Here is a 13,300-nt window from a genome sequence, read left to right as displayed (position 1 = left end):
CTATCTTGAACCCCTAAAATATTGAAAAATCACCTCCGATATATACTGGGGGTGATTTTTATGAGTAAAAGTAAAGAAATAAATGAGTTTGGCGAGATTAAGAGCGTCCTCGTATATTTGGAAGAAGTTAAAAAGGGTGTACATAACAAAAGCTTATCCGAACAAATTGAATTCAAGGAAGAAATCAAAAAGCGGCATGATAAGAAGCAAATACAATTGTTCTTGGGAAAGCTTGAAGACAAGATTGAAATTAAAAAAGCCACAAGTCATTTGATTACTGCATTCTTTGCAATTGTATCTTTAGTAGTAGGGGGTACAATGAGTTTCCTTCTAGGTCTTATAAAAGAGGATGGTTTTGATTTAGCTGCAGCTTCTTTTGTGATTCTCTATATGTGTTTTGTTGCTGGAACAGCATGGTTTATTCTAACAAGAGTAGAGTTCGCAGGGTTTGGGAAAATATGCGGTTATAAAAGATTATTACAAGAGTGTTTAGATGAAATGCCAGATGATAAAAGACATGTTAGAAGAAGAGTATAAACAAGCACCAGACACCTTAATGAATAAGGTGTTTTTTTATTGGAGGCGATACATCATGGATATTAGAACTATACCAGTAGAAAAGATTAACCCTGCTCCCTACAATCCCCGGATCGATCTTCAGCCAGGCGATCCCGATTATGAAAGAATAAAAGCATCTATTGAACGGTTCGGTAATGTAGAGCCGCTTGTTTGGAACGAAAGAACAGGAAACCTTGTAGGTGGACATCAGCGGTTCAAAATACATATGGAGAATAACCCTGCAGAGCTTACTGTTTCGGTGGTGAATCTCGATGATAACGAGGAAAAAGCCTTAAATATTGCACTTAACAAAACAGGCGGCGATTGGGATGAGTACAAACTCGAACAAGTTTTAAGAGAGCTTGAAGAAAATAATTTTGATCTGTCCTTCACCGGCTTTTCAGAAGGCGAACTAGAAAGTATTTTAGAAGATCTGACAGAACATGCAGGGAACGGCGGGAAAGTTACCGATAATCATGAGATTGATCTTGATGATTACGAGGAGGACCAATTTGAACATACCTGTCCTAAATGCGGGTTCTCTTTTAATGAGTAGGTGTTGAACAATGAACAGTTATAGATGGTATCTGTCTGATCTCAAAAATGTTGAGCAAAACGGATTGAAGGTTTTTAGTACGTTTTCATGTGGCGGCGGTTCCTCCATGGGTTATAAGCTTGCTGGATATAACCTTCTAGGAAACTGTGAAATTGATCCGCAAATGATGAAAATCTATAGAAAGAATCACAATCCTAAATACTCGTTTTTAATGGATATCAGGAAATTCAACAAGTTGGACGATCTGCCGGAGGAATTATTCGATTTGGATATTTTTGATGGATCTCCTCCATGCAGCGTATTTTCAATGGCTGGTGATCGTGAGGATGCTTGGGGAAAGGAAAAAGCTTTCAGAGAGGGACAGGCCAAGCAGTCGCTTGATGATTTGTTCTTTGATTACCTGGATGCAGTTGAAAGACTGAAACCAAAAACTTTTGTAGCCGAGAACGTGAAAGGCATGATCATTGGCAAAGCGAAAGGATATGTGAAGCTTGTAATTGAAAGAGCAAAAGAAATAGGTTATGACGTTCAGGTATTTTTGTTGAATGCTGCCACAATGGGAGTCCCGCAAAGAAGAGAGCGGGTCTTTTTTATTGGACGAAGAAAAGATCTGAACTTACCTCAGTTAAAGCTCTCGTTTAATGAGCGGCCTATCCCTTATAAAGAGTTTAGGAGCGGGCGTGGATCCAGATTGAAAGAGACATCAAAATTGTATAGGAGATGGGTGAAGAGAAGACCTTCAGATAGCAACATAGGTGATATAACGAAAAGGACAGAAGGGAAAGAATCTAATTTCAATACGATTTTAGTGAAAAATAGCCTGGTGCCGCCTACACTTGCCAGTGGTTCTGTCTTTGTCAGATATGACGAGCCTTATTATATCTCTGAACGAGACATTATTTTGATGCAGTCATTTCCTCTCGACTATGACTTTATGGACGCTTCAGTGCAGTATGTTTGTGGTATGAGCGTGCCGCCTTTGATGATGAAGAGGATTGCGGAGCAGATTCATAAACAATGGTTTTCATAATAAAAAAAAGAGGGTGCTGCTACACCCTCCCTTTCTAAACAGAGAGAAACTCCCTGTCAAAGAGCGTGATCAAGACGCGGCCGCGTTGTGGGAACATCACGCTCTCATCTCATATTGTAATGGAGGACAGGGAGGATGGCAATAGAAAATAGAAACGTATGTTCCCTTTCTGATGATGAAAAAGAGAATCTCCTTCTCCTGCATAGTGCCGAGTTGTTAGAGAACATCAGTCAATCAAAAGAGAAATACCGAAAGATAATACAAGCAGGTATGGCACAGTGGGTCAAGGGACTCCAAGAAGGACGTATAAAATTGGACACTGTAGCAGACTTGAAATTGCTCATAGAGCTTGATATACAGCTTCAGAAGGATGAGGAAATTTAAAAACAAACTCAAACTTAATTATGAGGTCCGGAGGTGGGTGAGATGTAATGCCGAGACCACGAGATCCTAAACGAGATGAAGCGTTTCGTCTGTGGGAAGAAAGCGGCGGAACCCGCTTACTAAAAGATTTAGCTGAGGAGCTCGGTTGCTCCCCGTCACTTATTCGTAAGTGGAAAAACCAAGATCATTGGGAAGAAAAACTGAATGGTAACGTTACTAAACCAAATGATAGATCCAATGGTAACGTTACTAAACGCCCTGGTGCTCCAAAAGGAAGTAAGAACGCCAAAGGGAATAAGGGAGGAAAAGCGCCGCCTGGCAATCAAAACGCTAAAGGGAATAGAGGCGGCGCAGCTCCTAAAGGAAATAAAAACTCTGTGCGAACTGGTGAGTATGAATCAATCCTATTTGATTTCATGGATGATACAGAAAAAGAGCTGTTTGGCCAGATCGAAACAGACCCGCTCTATCAAATTGATCTAACAATAAGGGAGCTGAGCCTTCGGGAGCGACGGATGATGCAGAGAATAAGCCGCATAGAGAATGGCTTGAATGAAACGCAACGCCGCGTCCTTCAGCAATTGCGAAAAGTAAAAGACATCGTGCCGACCAAGGACCAGAAAACTGGTTTAGTAAAGCACCAGGCACTTATGAATGAGCGCCTTGTCGTTACCGAAATTGAAGAGGTATCTGAGCCGAGTGTAGATAAGATTCTTCGTTTGGAAGAAGCGATGACCCGCGTCACTGATAAGCGGTTAAAAGCAATCCGTCAGAAATACGAAATGATTCGATCAATGGATGAACATGAATTAAAGCTGCGCGGCATTTATCTTTCAAATGAGACGAAGCAAGCAGAGCTTGAAAGACTCACAGCTCGCCCGGTTGATAATTCTGTTCACATTACTATTGAGCGTAAGCATAAGGATGAGAGCCAATGATTAACAAGGAAGTAAATCCACACTTTGAGGATTTTCTTTTTGATTGGAATCAAAAGTTTCAGTTTCTAGTTGGCGGTTATGGATCCTCGAAGAGTTATCATGTGGCGCTCAAGATTGTTCTTAAATTACTGGAAGAGAAGCGGACCGTTCTTGTCGTGAGGGAAGTATACGACACGCACAGGGACTCAACCTTTTCCCTCTTTGATGAAATTATCAATGACCTTGAGATCGATCATATTGTTAGGTGCGTTTCTTCACCAATGCAGATCCGCTTTCCAAACGGAGGCCGGATCATATTTAAAGGGCTGGATAAGCCGGCCAAGCTGAAATCGATCAATAACGTTTCTCTCATATGGATTGAGGAATGTTCTGAGGTGAAGTATGAGGGGTTCAAGGAACTGCTTGGACGTCTGCGTCACCCGACATTGCCTCTTCATATGATTCTTTCAACAAACCCGGTCGGAGAAGATAACTGGACATATAAGCATTTCTTCAAAGATGACCGCCAAAAACGGTTTGTTCTCGATGATAAGGAGCTATACGAAAAGCGGACTGTCGTAATTAATGACACCTATTATCACCACTCAACAGCGGACGATAATTTATTTCTTCCGGAAAGCTACGTGAAGCAGCTCGATGAAATGAAAGAATACGACCCAGACCTTTACCGAATTGCGCGGAAAGGTCATTTCGGCGTGAATGGGGTTCGTGTGCTGCCGCAATTTGAAGAGCGGCCACATGATGAGGTAATGACAGCAATCGCTAATATTAACCGCCCACTTAAACGGGTAGGCATGGACTTTGGTTTTGAGGAGTCGTATAACGCCGTTGTCCGGCTCGCTGTGGACCATGAAAAGAAATATCTCTATATCTATTGGGAGTATTACAAAAACAAAATGACGGACGATCAGACGGCTGAAGAACTCAATGAATTTGTTGAGACTAAGGAATTAATCAAAGCAGATTCTGCGGAGCCCAAAACGATCCGTTATTTTCAACGGCAAGGATTCAACATGGTGGGCGCCCATAAATATAAAGGATCCCGCCTTCAATATACAAAGAAGATCAAACGGTTCAAGAAAATCATTTGTTCTGATCGATGTGAGAATACGATATACGAGCTGAAGCCGCTCACCTACGCTAAAGATAAGCTGGGCCACATCATAGAAGACGAGTTCACCATAGACCCGCATACACTTTCAGCGATATGGTACGCGCTTGATGATTACGAGGTAACCGATCTGAAAGAAGAATCAAAAGGAAGACCTAAACGGTCAAGACCAAGAAGCAGAGATAGGGGGTAAGTGAATGGGTAAATCTACAGTTAAAGCGCGAGTTTTTAAAGCTTCTCCGCCTACTGAAACGACAAAACAGATTTACAAAGATGAATTTGAAGATATGTACGGAGAGAATGTCATACCCCCGCCGTATAACCTTAAAGAGCTTAAACACATCGCAGAGTATTCGACGATTTTACAGCAGTGTGTGGATGCGTACAAGACTAATATAGTGGGCTTCGGCTTCGAGATGAAATACTCAAAGGATATCAATTCTGATGAAGTGGATTCTGCTGAAAAAATGGCAGCTGATAAGGAATGGCAGCAACTTGAAGAATTCATCAAGTATATTCATTTTGATGAATCAGCTGAAACATTACTCGGTTTTTGCATAGAAGACCGGGAAAAGACCGGTAATGGATATATCGAAGTAATTCGAAACGGGAGCGGGAAACCGGCTGGCATTGAACATATGGCATCTGAATATGTCCGAGTTTGCTCTTTATCAGAACCTATTGAGGTTCCATACAATTATTTTGAGTCAGGTACGTTAAAGAAGATCCAGCGTCAAAAGCGCTTCCGGAAATATGTGCAGATCGTCAATGGCAAAAGGGTGTTTTTCAAAGAATACGGAGATCCTCGAATCTTGAATTCTGAAACAGGAGAATATAGCGACAAAACTCCATTTGATAAGCAGGCCAATGAGGTTGTGCATTTTAAAATTGGGAGCGGAGCATACGGGAAGCCTCGATGGATTGGCCACATCGTCAATTTATACGGCGCTCGTAAGGCTGAAGAGTTGAATTTCATGTACTTCAAACAGGGCCGGCACGTTCCTGCTGCTATAACCATTGAAAATGGAATGCTCTCCGAAGACTCATACACGCAGCTGCAGGACTATATGAACGGTCTTGAAGGTGTAGAAAACGCACATAAGTTTCTTTTGCTTGAAGCGGAAGGGATAGCCAAAGGTAAAAACATTGAAGGCGATGAGGAAATCACGCCGGTTAAAGTGGAAATCAAGTCACTGGCTGAAATCCTTCAGCAAGATGCTTTATTCTTGGAATATGACCAAAAGAGCAGGGACAAGCTCCGCTCAGCCTTCCGTCTGCCGCCGCTCTATACTGGGGAAGCCCAGGACTATAACAAGGCGACAGCTGACACGGCCAGAAAGATTACTGAGGAGCAGGTATTTCAGCCGGAAAGAAAATTGATCACTGGTAAGCTAAACGCCTTATTCTTGAATGATCTTGAAATCCACAAAGTGGAGCTGCAGTTAAAAGGACCAGATTTCCGGGATCCTATTGAGATCGCAAAGGTTCTGACTCCTTTTATTAATGCCGGCGCAGTCTCACCGAATGATCTGCGTGATCTTGCTGGCCGTATTCTTGGTAAGACGCTTGAAGAATGGCCAGAGGAAGAGTACAGCAGGCCGATAGGTAAAAATACCGCTGCGCCCCCTTCTGATCCTTTGGCTGCGCTCTTTAAAGCAAAAAGCGGAGCTCCTAACGTGATCGGGTTATTAAAAGATATGCGGGATGTTCTGGAGGATATGAAGCGATGAACAAAACGGATAAGCTGCTGGAAAGTTTAACTGCTTTTATTCAAAAAGCCGAGGAAGATGAGAGAGAGAAGCTCGTGGAGGTCGTACCTGACTTCCCCGGACTTTCTAAGATACCCAGCTTTGTAGAAGAATATGAAAAAGGCATTGCCAGATTGCTCAGACGCCAGCGTAAGAGGTTTGTAGATGGGCTGAATGGTTTTATAGGTAAAGACTCAAAAGAAACGCTGGAAGCCCTTCTGATGTTTTTCACACAGAACTTATTTGCAGAAGATGACTTCGAGGAAGAATTTCAGGAGCTAACCGAGGGATTTCTGCAGCAGACCGTTGAGGAACTGGCGGGAGTGATCATGGATTCGTTGGATCCGGATGTCCCATTTGAAGCTTTATCTACCAGGGCAGCGGATTGGATCAAAGGTTGGTCTGAAAAGCTGGCCAAGATCATGAAGCTGAATACTCATGAGGCAGTGGAAAACGTCCTTGCAGATGCTATAGAAAACGGCTCTTCCATCCAGGACATTGAGCTGACGCTTAAAGACATGCCACAGTTTGATAGGGACCGGGCACGTACCACGGCCATAACTGAAGTGCTTGCAGCTTCCTCTGCCGCGCAGCATGAATCTTATGCACAATCGCCGGCAGTAAAGAAAAAGAAGTGGCGGCATAGTGGAGGGAAGAAAAACAACCCCCGTGAGAATCACATCGATCTTGACGGCACAGTCATTGGAGTTGATGAAGAGTTTCAGATACCAGGTAGCAGCGAGACTTGTATGTTTCCGAGGGATCCTAAACTATCAGCCGGAGAGCGAGTACATTGTCATTGTGTATTATCGCCTGTGGTTGATAAAGAGATTTTAGGGCTGTCAGCAGAGGAAAAAGAGCAACTTAGACGCGAGGCTCTGACAAACCTAAATTGACTCCTTATAATTGTAAATAAGGAGGTGGGAATACATGCATGCATATAAATTTATTAGAGGCGATGAAACGTTTTTTATACTAAGTGATGCGCCTACGAGTGAGGTTAGGAGAATTATTTCCGGTGGGGTTGGAAACGCCCATTACTTAGCAGTTAACAATGCACAATGTAGATTTGAAGGCTATCATTTTCAGTTCACAACAGACATTCTAGGAAATGCAATAACAGTGGCGATTTAAAAGCATACTGAAATGAAAACACTATTCGTTAGGATAGTGTTTTTTATTTTGAAAGGAGGTGAACAACATGCCAAGAGAATTGGTAAACGCAAAAATCACACATGTTTCTTACGTGGACAAGGCTGCTAATCAAAAGCAGTTCTTTTTTATGAAGTCAGAAAAACAGCCGGACTTTCAAAAGGAAGTCAAGGTCCTCACAAAAGAAGCGGACGAGCAAAAACTTGTGTACGGTATCGTATATGAGCCTGATACAGTGGACGCTCACGGCGATTTCATGACAGCTGCAGAAATTGAAAAGGCCGCTCATGGATTCATGAAAGATGCCCGTGAAATTGATAAGCAGCATGACTTTAAGGGCGGTGTTGGCGCGGTGGTTGAATCCTACGTCGCACCTGCAGACTTTGAAATGAATGGGGAAACCATCAAAAAAGGATCATGGGTCCTTGTGACAAAAGCCTCCGAGGAAATATGGGAGGCAATCAAAAAGGGCGAGATCACCGGTTATTCCATGGCTGGCATCGCTGATATCGCAAAACAAAAAGAGCCTGTTTCTCCAGACGAGAAAGGGCTTTTTAATTTTCTCAAAAACTTCTTTGCCGGGAATATCAGCCTTTCTAAAGGCGCTGTACAGGACAAGTATGATGAAGGTCGTAAACGCCGTGAGTTTTGGGCGGCACAAGATGCTTTAAACTCTGCTTTGTTCAAATGGGATTACTCCGAAGGTATGGAGACGGATCCCGAAAAAATCAGAGAAGCCTTGCAAGACTTTGTGAATATCGCCCAGGAAGTGTTGATCTCTAATGACATTTTGAAAGCGATCGGATCAAAGCCTGAAGAACTGCAAAAGGCCGGCCGGAAATTCTCGGCTTCAAACTTACAAGAAATTAAAAGCGCTCATACCGCTCTCGGCAACTTGCTGAGTCAGGTGGAGACAGAAGGAGAGGAAGAAGAAATGAACGCAGAGGATGTAGCAAAATCCATCAAAGAAGCATTAGAGCCAATTCAGAAGCGGCTCACGGAATTAGAAAAAGATGAAGATCCTAAAAAGAAAGATGAGAAAAAAGCAGCAGAGGAAGAAGAGGCTGAAAAAGAAGCTGAGAAGTTGAAAAAAGCTATTACTGATGCTGTTCAACCGCTCGCTGATCGTATTGAAGCGATTGAAAAAAGCCGCGGGATTTCTAAGCAAGATGAAACAACTTCTGAAACTGAAACACAAGTTAATAAATCAATCTGGTCAGGGCTCCTTTAAACCCTGACTCTTTTTATAAGGAGGAAATGAAGTGACAAACCAAGAGGCAATTAGAAAAGCAGAAATGACGCTGTCCAGTTTAAAAAGCGGCGGCTTAATGAATCCTACACAGGCACGTGCATTTATTCGCATGGTTCAAGATACACCAACTATCCTGAAGGATTCTCGTGTTATTCAAATGGATCACGATACTCAGAAAATCGAAAAAATCGGGTTTGGTCAACGTATTTTAAGAGCAGCCCAAGAAGGAAAGGCTCTGGCTGATGATCAAAAATCAGTACCGTCAACAAGTACCGTCAACCTCAGCACAAAAGAAGTAATTGCAGAGATTGATATTACTTATGACACTCTCGAAAATAACATTGAAGGAGAAGGTCTCCAAGATACAATCATGCAAATTCTAGCGGAACGGGCCGCTGTTGATATTGAAGAGCTGATTGTCAATGGAGATACAACTTCATCTGATCCGTTTCTAGCTCAGATAAACGGTATTCGTAAACAAGCAGCTTCCCATATTGTTGACGCAGCGGGCGAAGAATTGTCACGTCAAATCTTTAAACGCGGATACAAAGCTGTTCCGCCTAAATATTTGCGTATTCCGCAGGAGTTCCGCTTCTATACTTCTCCTGGTATTGAGGTTGAGTGGAAAGATCGTGTTGCTGATCGACAAACGAGCTTAGGGGATGCAGCTGTTCAAGGTGGGCTTTCTTCCGCTTTTGGTGTTCCGGTCAAGGGAATTGCGAACATGCAGCCTTATACGATTGGCGAAGCGGATACGACTTCTGATGTTTCTGATATCATCCTTACACATCCGAAGAATATCATTCTCGGCTTCTCTCGTAATATCAGAATTGAAGTAGACAAAGATATTAGAGCGCGTAAATTTATCATCGTCCTGACAGCTAAGCTGGACAGCAAATTCGAAGAGGAAGATGCTGTGGCTAAAATCGTGAAAGTGAAAGAGTAGGTGAGAAGCTATGTATAAAGCTAAACTCATTAAAGGCAAGAACTATCACGTGATGGACAAAGTCTTTAAAATTGGAGAAGAACAGCCGGTTTCAAGAAAATTGTTTCTTTACTTGAAGCAAAACGAAGCCTTCGAAGTAAATGAGGTGCAAGGCGAGAATAATGGCGGTGAAGTACCGATGAATTATACAGAAGCTCAATTGAAAGGTATGCAAAAATCAGAACATGAAACCATTATTTCTAATCTTGGTGGCAATCCGTCTGACTTCAAAAACGCAGACGAAAGAATTGCCTTCATCCTTAATCATCAAGAAAACAGCGGGGAGTGAGCGGCGTGTTAATCACTCCTGCTGACCTAAAGGATTACACTGTTTTTGATTCTGTAAAGGAGCGGCCTGATTCCCGTCTTACTCAGGACATCATAGAAGCTATAGCTGAAATAACCTATCAAGTTGGCCATGATTTTTCTGGCCCAGAATATGATCCGCTCCCTGAAAAGGTTCGGCTGGCTTTATTAAAAATGGCGCAGTATTTCGCGTTAATTAATTCTGATGAGTCAATCACCAAAGGATATACAACCGAGAAGATCGGAGACTATTCATATTCTCTTGGAAACGGCAGCTCTATTCAAAAACCAGACGTCTTCACACTCATTAAAGATTATGTTGAATCATCTGAGCCAAGTTTGGAAGGTACAGAAGTAAAAATGCGGATGAGGTCCATATGAGCTATCGATCTTTATTAACTCATCGATGCGATGTTTATCACCTGCAGGAGAAAGCGGAAAACAAAAAACAATCCTTTGGGGTGCCGGTTGAAGATGTTCAGCCGGCTTTTTCATATCCTGAAGTTCCAGATATAGCTGGCCAGCCGTGTTACTTCACAGAAAAGAACCAATCCATTGTGCAGCAGGAACCGAACACGGCCATATATCAATCATTTCTGGTCCATTTCCCAGCTTCTGCAGATATCCGCTTGAATGACAGGATTATTTGGGATGGCACAGCTTATAAATTACAGAAGCCGCGGAAGATCAAGAATCATCATTGGGAAGTGACGGCAGTCCGGGAGGTGGAATACTTGTGAAAATAAAGGGACTTGATCAGTTCATACAGTCATTAAACCGGGCTTCTCGAGGAGGGCTGCAAAGGAAATATGAGCAGTGGCTTGAAGCTATGGGTTATGAATTTATTGATATCGTACAAGACGAAATCATCAGGACAAAAACAGTAGATACTCGCCGCTTGCTAAATTCCTTTCAACGCGGTGACCAGGACAATATTTTTTCAATGACATCAGGCAGCTTAAAACTGGATGTCGGAACAAATCTGGAATACGCCTCCTATGTGAATGACGGGCACTTTACAATTGATCCGTCTAAAAATCAGGACCGTCGGTGGATCCCCGGCCGCTGGAAGGGTGATCGGTTCGAGTATGATCCCGCCGAAAGAAGTTCCGGAATGCTGCTTAAATTCCAATGGGTGGACGGGTCCGGCTTTTGGGATAATGCTATGGCCATCTTTGAACTAATGTTTGAGAGAAGTCTTGAGCGGAAGCTGCAGCAGTGGATTGATGAAGAATTTTAAGGCGGTGCTTCCATGAATCAAGAAGTGGGCTCAATTATGGGCTACCTATACAAACTGTATCCTGTACAAGTGTATAGTCAAGAAATACCGCAGGACTTTGTTGTCCCATCTCTTTACATTCCACCGGCTTCCACAGTCGATGGGGTGGACACAGTATCTACGTTTCAAAAATCCTATGTTTTAAACGTGAAACTCTTTCACAAAAACGCGCAGGAGGCTCATAACGAGGCGGAAAGGATTGCGGATACACTTAGAAGTAAGAGAGGATTAATTCCGCTCATACGGGAATCTGGTGAAGATACGGGCGAATTTATTCGCTTATCACGTATAGAAATCAGTATCTCAGATGATTATGCGAGCATTGTCTTAAATTGGACGAGTCGCTATTGGTATGAACGAGAACAGCATCCTTCTCTTGAAAACTTTGATTTTACAAGCGGGGTGAAATGATGGCCACTAAAAAAGAGAACGCGGAAAACGCTTTTTATATTAAGAATTTGCGAGAGCACAGTCGAGAGCTCTTTGGGGTAAAGCCCGAGGTGTTTGACGGTGCTCTTTTTCATGTAGAAAAAAACAGCATCACTAAATCAGAAGCGAAGAAGCTGATCACTCAGTTTCTTCAGAAGGAGGTCAAATAGATGAACGGCGGAACATTTACAGTCGGCAAGGAAAAAGAGCGTGCCGGTATTTACTTTAACTTCAAAACGACCGCAGAGGATCGGGTATCAGTAGGCGAACGTGGAACAGTGGCGCTGCCGATAGCATCCAGCTGGGGAGAGGTTAAGAAATTCATTTCTATCTCTTCCATCGAGGATTTGAATAAAAAAGTGGGATTGAACATTGATGATCCTTCATTGTTGCTTCTTCGTGAGGCAATGAAGAAGGCAAGTACAGTCTTACTTTACCGTTTGACGGAGGGGCTGCGTGCTCAAGCAGACATTAGTGAAGGCGTAAAGGCAACCGCTCTTTATGGCGGAACTAAAGGAAATGACATCATTATTAGAATTACAGAAAACGTTATTGATTCTTCAAAAGTGGATGTCACAACCTATCTTGATCAGTCAGAAGTCGATAAGCAAACGGTATCTAAAGCCGAGGAACTGAAAGCAAATAAACTTGTCGAATTTACAGGCAAAGGGGATCTAACAGTTTCGATTCCCCTAACAGGAACAGCTCCGGAGGACGTCAGCGGGGACCTTCCGGCATCTTCCGGAATCCGCTTGTTAGGTGGAACAGACAAGACACCGACAAATGCTGATTACACAGCTTTCTTGGAAGCGGCTGAAACTGAATACTTTGACACAATCGCGCTGCCTGTTGAGGATAACGAGCAATTGAAAGCGACGTTTGTCGCATTCATCAAACGGCTGAGAGACAATCAAGGCTTAAAGGTTCAAGGCGTACTCTCTAATTACAAAGGCGATCACGAAGGTATTATTAATGTCACAGGCGGGGTTCTGCTTGAAGATGGAACGGAGATCACTCCGGAAAAAGCCACTGCTTGGGTTGCCGGCGCCAGCGCGGGAGCGACGTTCAATCAGTCGCTGACGTTCGTAGAATATGCGGGAGCGGTGGATGTCCTAACTCGACTGGATAACGACCAGGTAATTCAGCGGCTGGCGAACGGGGAATTCCTGTTTACTTATGATTCTCGAGACAAATCTGTTTCTGTTGAGAAGGATATTAATTCTCTCACAAGTCTTACAGCTGAGAAGAATAAGATGTTCCAGAAAAACAAAATTGTGCGGGTGCTGGATGCAATTAATAATGACCTGACATCACAATTGAAAGCATTGATTAAGTCCCGTAAAGCGAGCGGCAGAGACGTTCCTGCTACAAATGACGGTCTTCAATTCGTGAAAACATTGATTACTCAATACTTGAGTGTTCTTCAAGATAACGGGGGCATTACCAATTTTGATTCAGAGAATGACATCACAATTGCCCTGAATAGCGATCGTGACGGTTTCCTGATTGATCTTGCTGTGCAGCCGGTTGATGCAGCTGAGAAATTCTACTTTAATGTGGAGGTGAAGTAAG

Annotated in this window: 18 protein-coding genes; all 18 read left to right on the top strand. The window is 43.0% G+C overall.

Features of this window, described 5'->3' with window-relative positions; genetic code table 11:
• Positions 1-60 precede the first annotated feature (60 nt).
• On the top strand, positions 61-537 hold the full coding sequence (locus ACZ07B_RS12945) for a hypothetical protein (protein ID WP_464877281.1): 477 nt from the start codon (positions 61-63) through the stop codon (positions 535-537).
• Between the two features lie 55 nt (positions 538-592).
• The gene (locus ACZ07B_RS12940) at positions 593-1,114 is read left to right on the top strand and encodes a ParB N-terminal domain-containing protein (RefSeq protein WP_019712756.1); all 522 of its coding nucleotides are present in this window, start codon (positions 593-595) and stop codon (positions 1,112-1,114) included.
• A gap of 10 nt (positions 1,115-1,124) precedes the next feature.
• On the top strand, positions 1,125-2,144 hold the full coding sequence (locus ACZ07B_RS12935; protein WP_464877280.1) for a DNA cytosine methyltransferase: 1,020 nt from the start codon (positions 1,125-1,127) through the stop codon (positions 2,142-2,144).
• Between the two features lie 135 nt (positions 2,145-2,279).
• Positions 2,280-2,528 (top strand): hypothetical protein, encoded by a 249-nt coding sequence (locus tag ACZ07B_RS12930; protein WP_044430449.1) that lies wholly within the window; start codon positions 2,280-2,282, stop codon positions 2,526-2,528.
• Positions 2,529-2,575: 47 nt separating this feature from the next.
• Positions 2,576-3,466, top strand: a complete 891-nt coding sequence (gene terS, locus ACZ07B_RS12925; protein ID WP_464877279.1) for a phage terminase small subunit — start codon at positions 2,576-2,578, stop codon at positions 3,464-3,466.
• The gene (locus ACZ07B_RS12920) at positions 3,463-4,770 is read left to right on the top strand and encodes a PBSX family phage terminase large subunit (protein WP_464877278.1); all 1,308 of its coding nucleotides are present in this window, start codon (positions 3,463-3,465) and stop codon (positions 4,768-4,770) included. Before terS ends, ACZ07B_RS12920 begins: the two co-directional genes overlap by 4 nt.
• A gap of 4 nt (positions 4,771-4,774) precedes the next feature.
• Positions 4,775-6,307 (top strand): phage portal protein, encoded by a 1,533-nt coding sequence (locus tag ACZ07B_RS12915; RefSeq protein WP_044430443.1) that lies wholly within the window; start codon positions 4,775-4,777, stop codon positions 6,305-6,307.
• Positions 6,304-7,221, top strand: a complete 918-nt coding sequence (locus ACZ07B_RS12910; protein ID WP_464877277.1) for a phage head morphogenesis protein — start codon at positions 6,304-6,306, stop codon at positions 7,219-7,221. The genes ACZ07B_RS12915 and ACZ07B_RS12910 overlap by 4 nt, the downstream gene beginning before the upstream one ends.
• Positions 7,222-7,255: 34 nt before the next feature.
• The gene (locus ACZ07B_RS12905; protein ID WP_342412351.1) at positions 7,256-7,459 is read left to right on the top strand and encodes a hypothetical protein; all 204 of its coding nucleotides are present in this window, start codon (positions 7,256-7,258) and stop codon (positions 7,457-7,459) included.
• A gap of 67 nt (positions 7,460-7,526) precedes the next feature.
• Positions 7,527-8,708: an XkdF-like putative serine protease domain-containing protein gene (locus ACZ07B_RS12900; RefSeq protein WP_464877276.1), complete on the top strand. Its 1,182-nt coding sequence runs from the start codon at positions 7,527-7,529 to the stop codon at positions 8,706-8,708.
• 31 nt (positions 8,709-8,739) lie between these two features.
• A complete protein-coding gene (locus ACZ07B_RS12895) occupies positions 8,740-9,675 on the top strand; it encodes a phage major capsid protein (protein WP_217020819.1) in 936 nt (311 codons plus the stop codon).
• A 10-nt stretch (positions 9,676-9,685) separates the two neighbouring features.
• A complete protein-coding gene (locus ACZ07B_RS12890) occupies positions 9,686-10,003 on the top strand; it encodes a YqbF domain-containing protein (RefSeq protein ID WP_464877275.1) in 318 nt (105 codons plus the stop codon).
• 5 nt (positions 10,004-10,008) lie between these two features.
• Complete coding sequence (yqbG, locus tag ACZ07B_RS12885; RefSeq protein ID WP_464877274.1) at positions 10,009-10,401, top strand: protein YqbG; 393 nt, start codon at positions 10,009-10,011, stop codon at positions 10,399-10,401.
• On the top strand, positions 10,398-10,760 hold the full coding sequence (locus ACZ07B_RS12880; protein ID WP_264240445.1) for a YqbH/XkdH family protein: 363 nt from the start codon (positions 10,398-10,400) through the stop codon (positions 10,758-10,760). Before yqbG ends, ACZ07B_RS12880 begins: the two co-directional genes overlap by 4 nt.
• Positions 10,757-11,260, top strand: a complete 504-nt coding sequence (locus ACZ07B_RS12875; protein WP_048655172.1) for an HK97 gp10 family phage protein — start codon at positions 10,757-10,759, stop codon at positions 11,258-11,260. The genes ACZ07B_RS12880 and ACZ07B_RS12875 overlap by 4 nt, the downstream gene beginning before the upstream one ends.
• Before the next feature lie 12 nt (positions 11,261-11,272).
• Positions 11,273-11,710, top strand: a complete 438-nt coding sequence (locus ACZ07B_RS12870) for a phage tail terminator family protein (RefSeq protein WP_464877273.1) — start codon at positions 11,273-11,275, stop codon at positions 11,708-11,710.
• The gene (locus tag ACZ07B_RS12865; RefSeq protein ID WP_464877272.1) at positions 11,707-11,898 is read left to right on the top strand and encodes a hypothetical protein; all 192 of its coding nucleotides are present in this window, start codon (positions 11,707-11,709) and stop codon (positions 11,896-11,898) included. The genes ACZ07B_RS12870 and ACZ07B_RS12865 overlap by 4 nt, the downstream gene beginning before the upstream one ends.
• Positions 11,899-13,299 (top strand): phage tail sheath family protein, encoded by a 1,401-nt coding sequence (locus tag ACZ07B_RS12860; protein ID WP_464877271.1) that lies wholly within the window; start codon positions 11,899-11,901, stop codon positions 13,297-13,299.
• Position 13,300 lies beyond the last annotated feature (1 nt).

It is taken from the genome of Bacillus sp. 9.4 (genome assembly GCF_055486415.1).
Note: the sequence above shows the minus strand (reverse complement) of the source record. Positions and strands in the feature narration are given on the sequence as shown.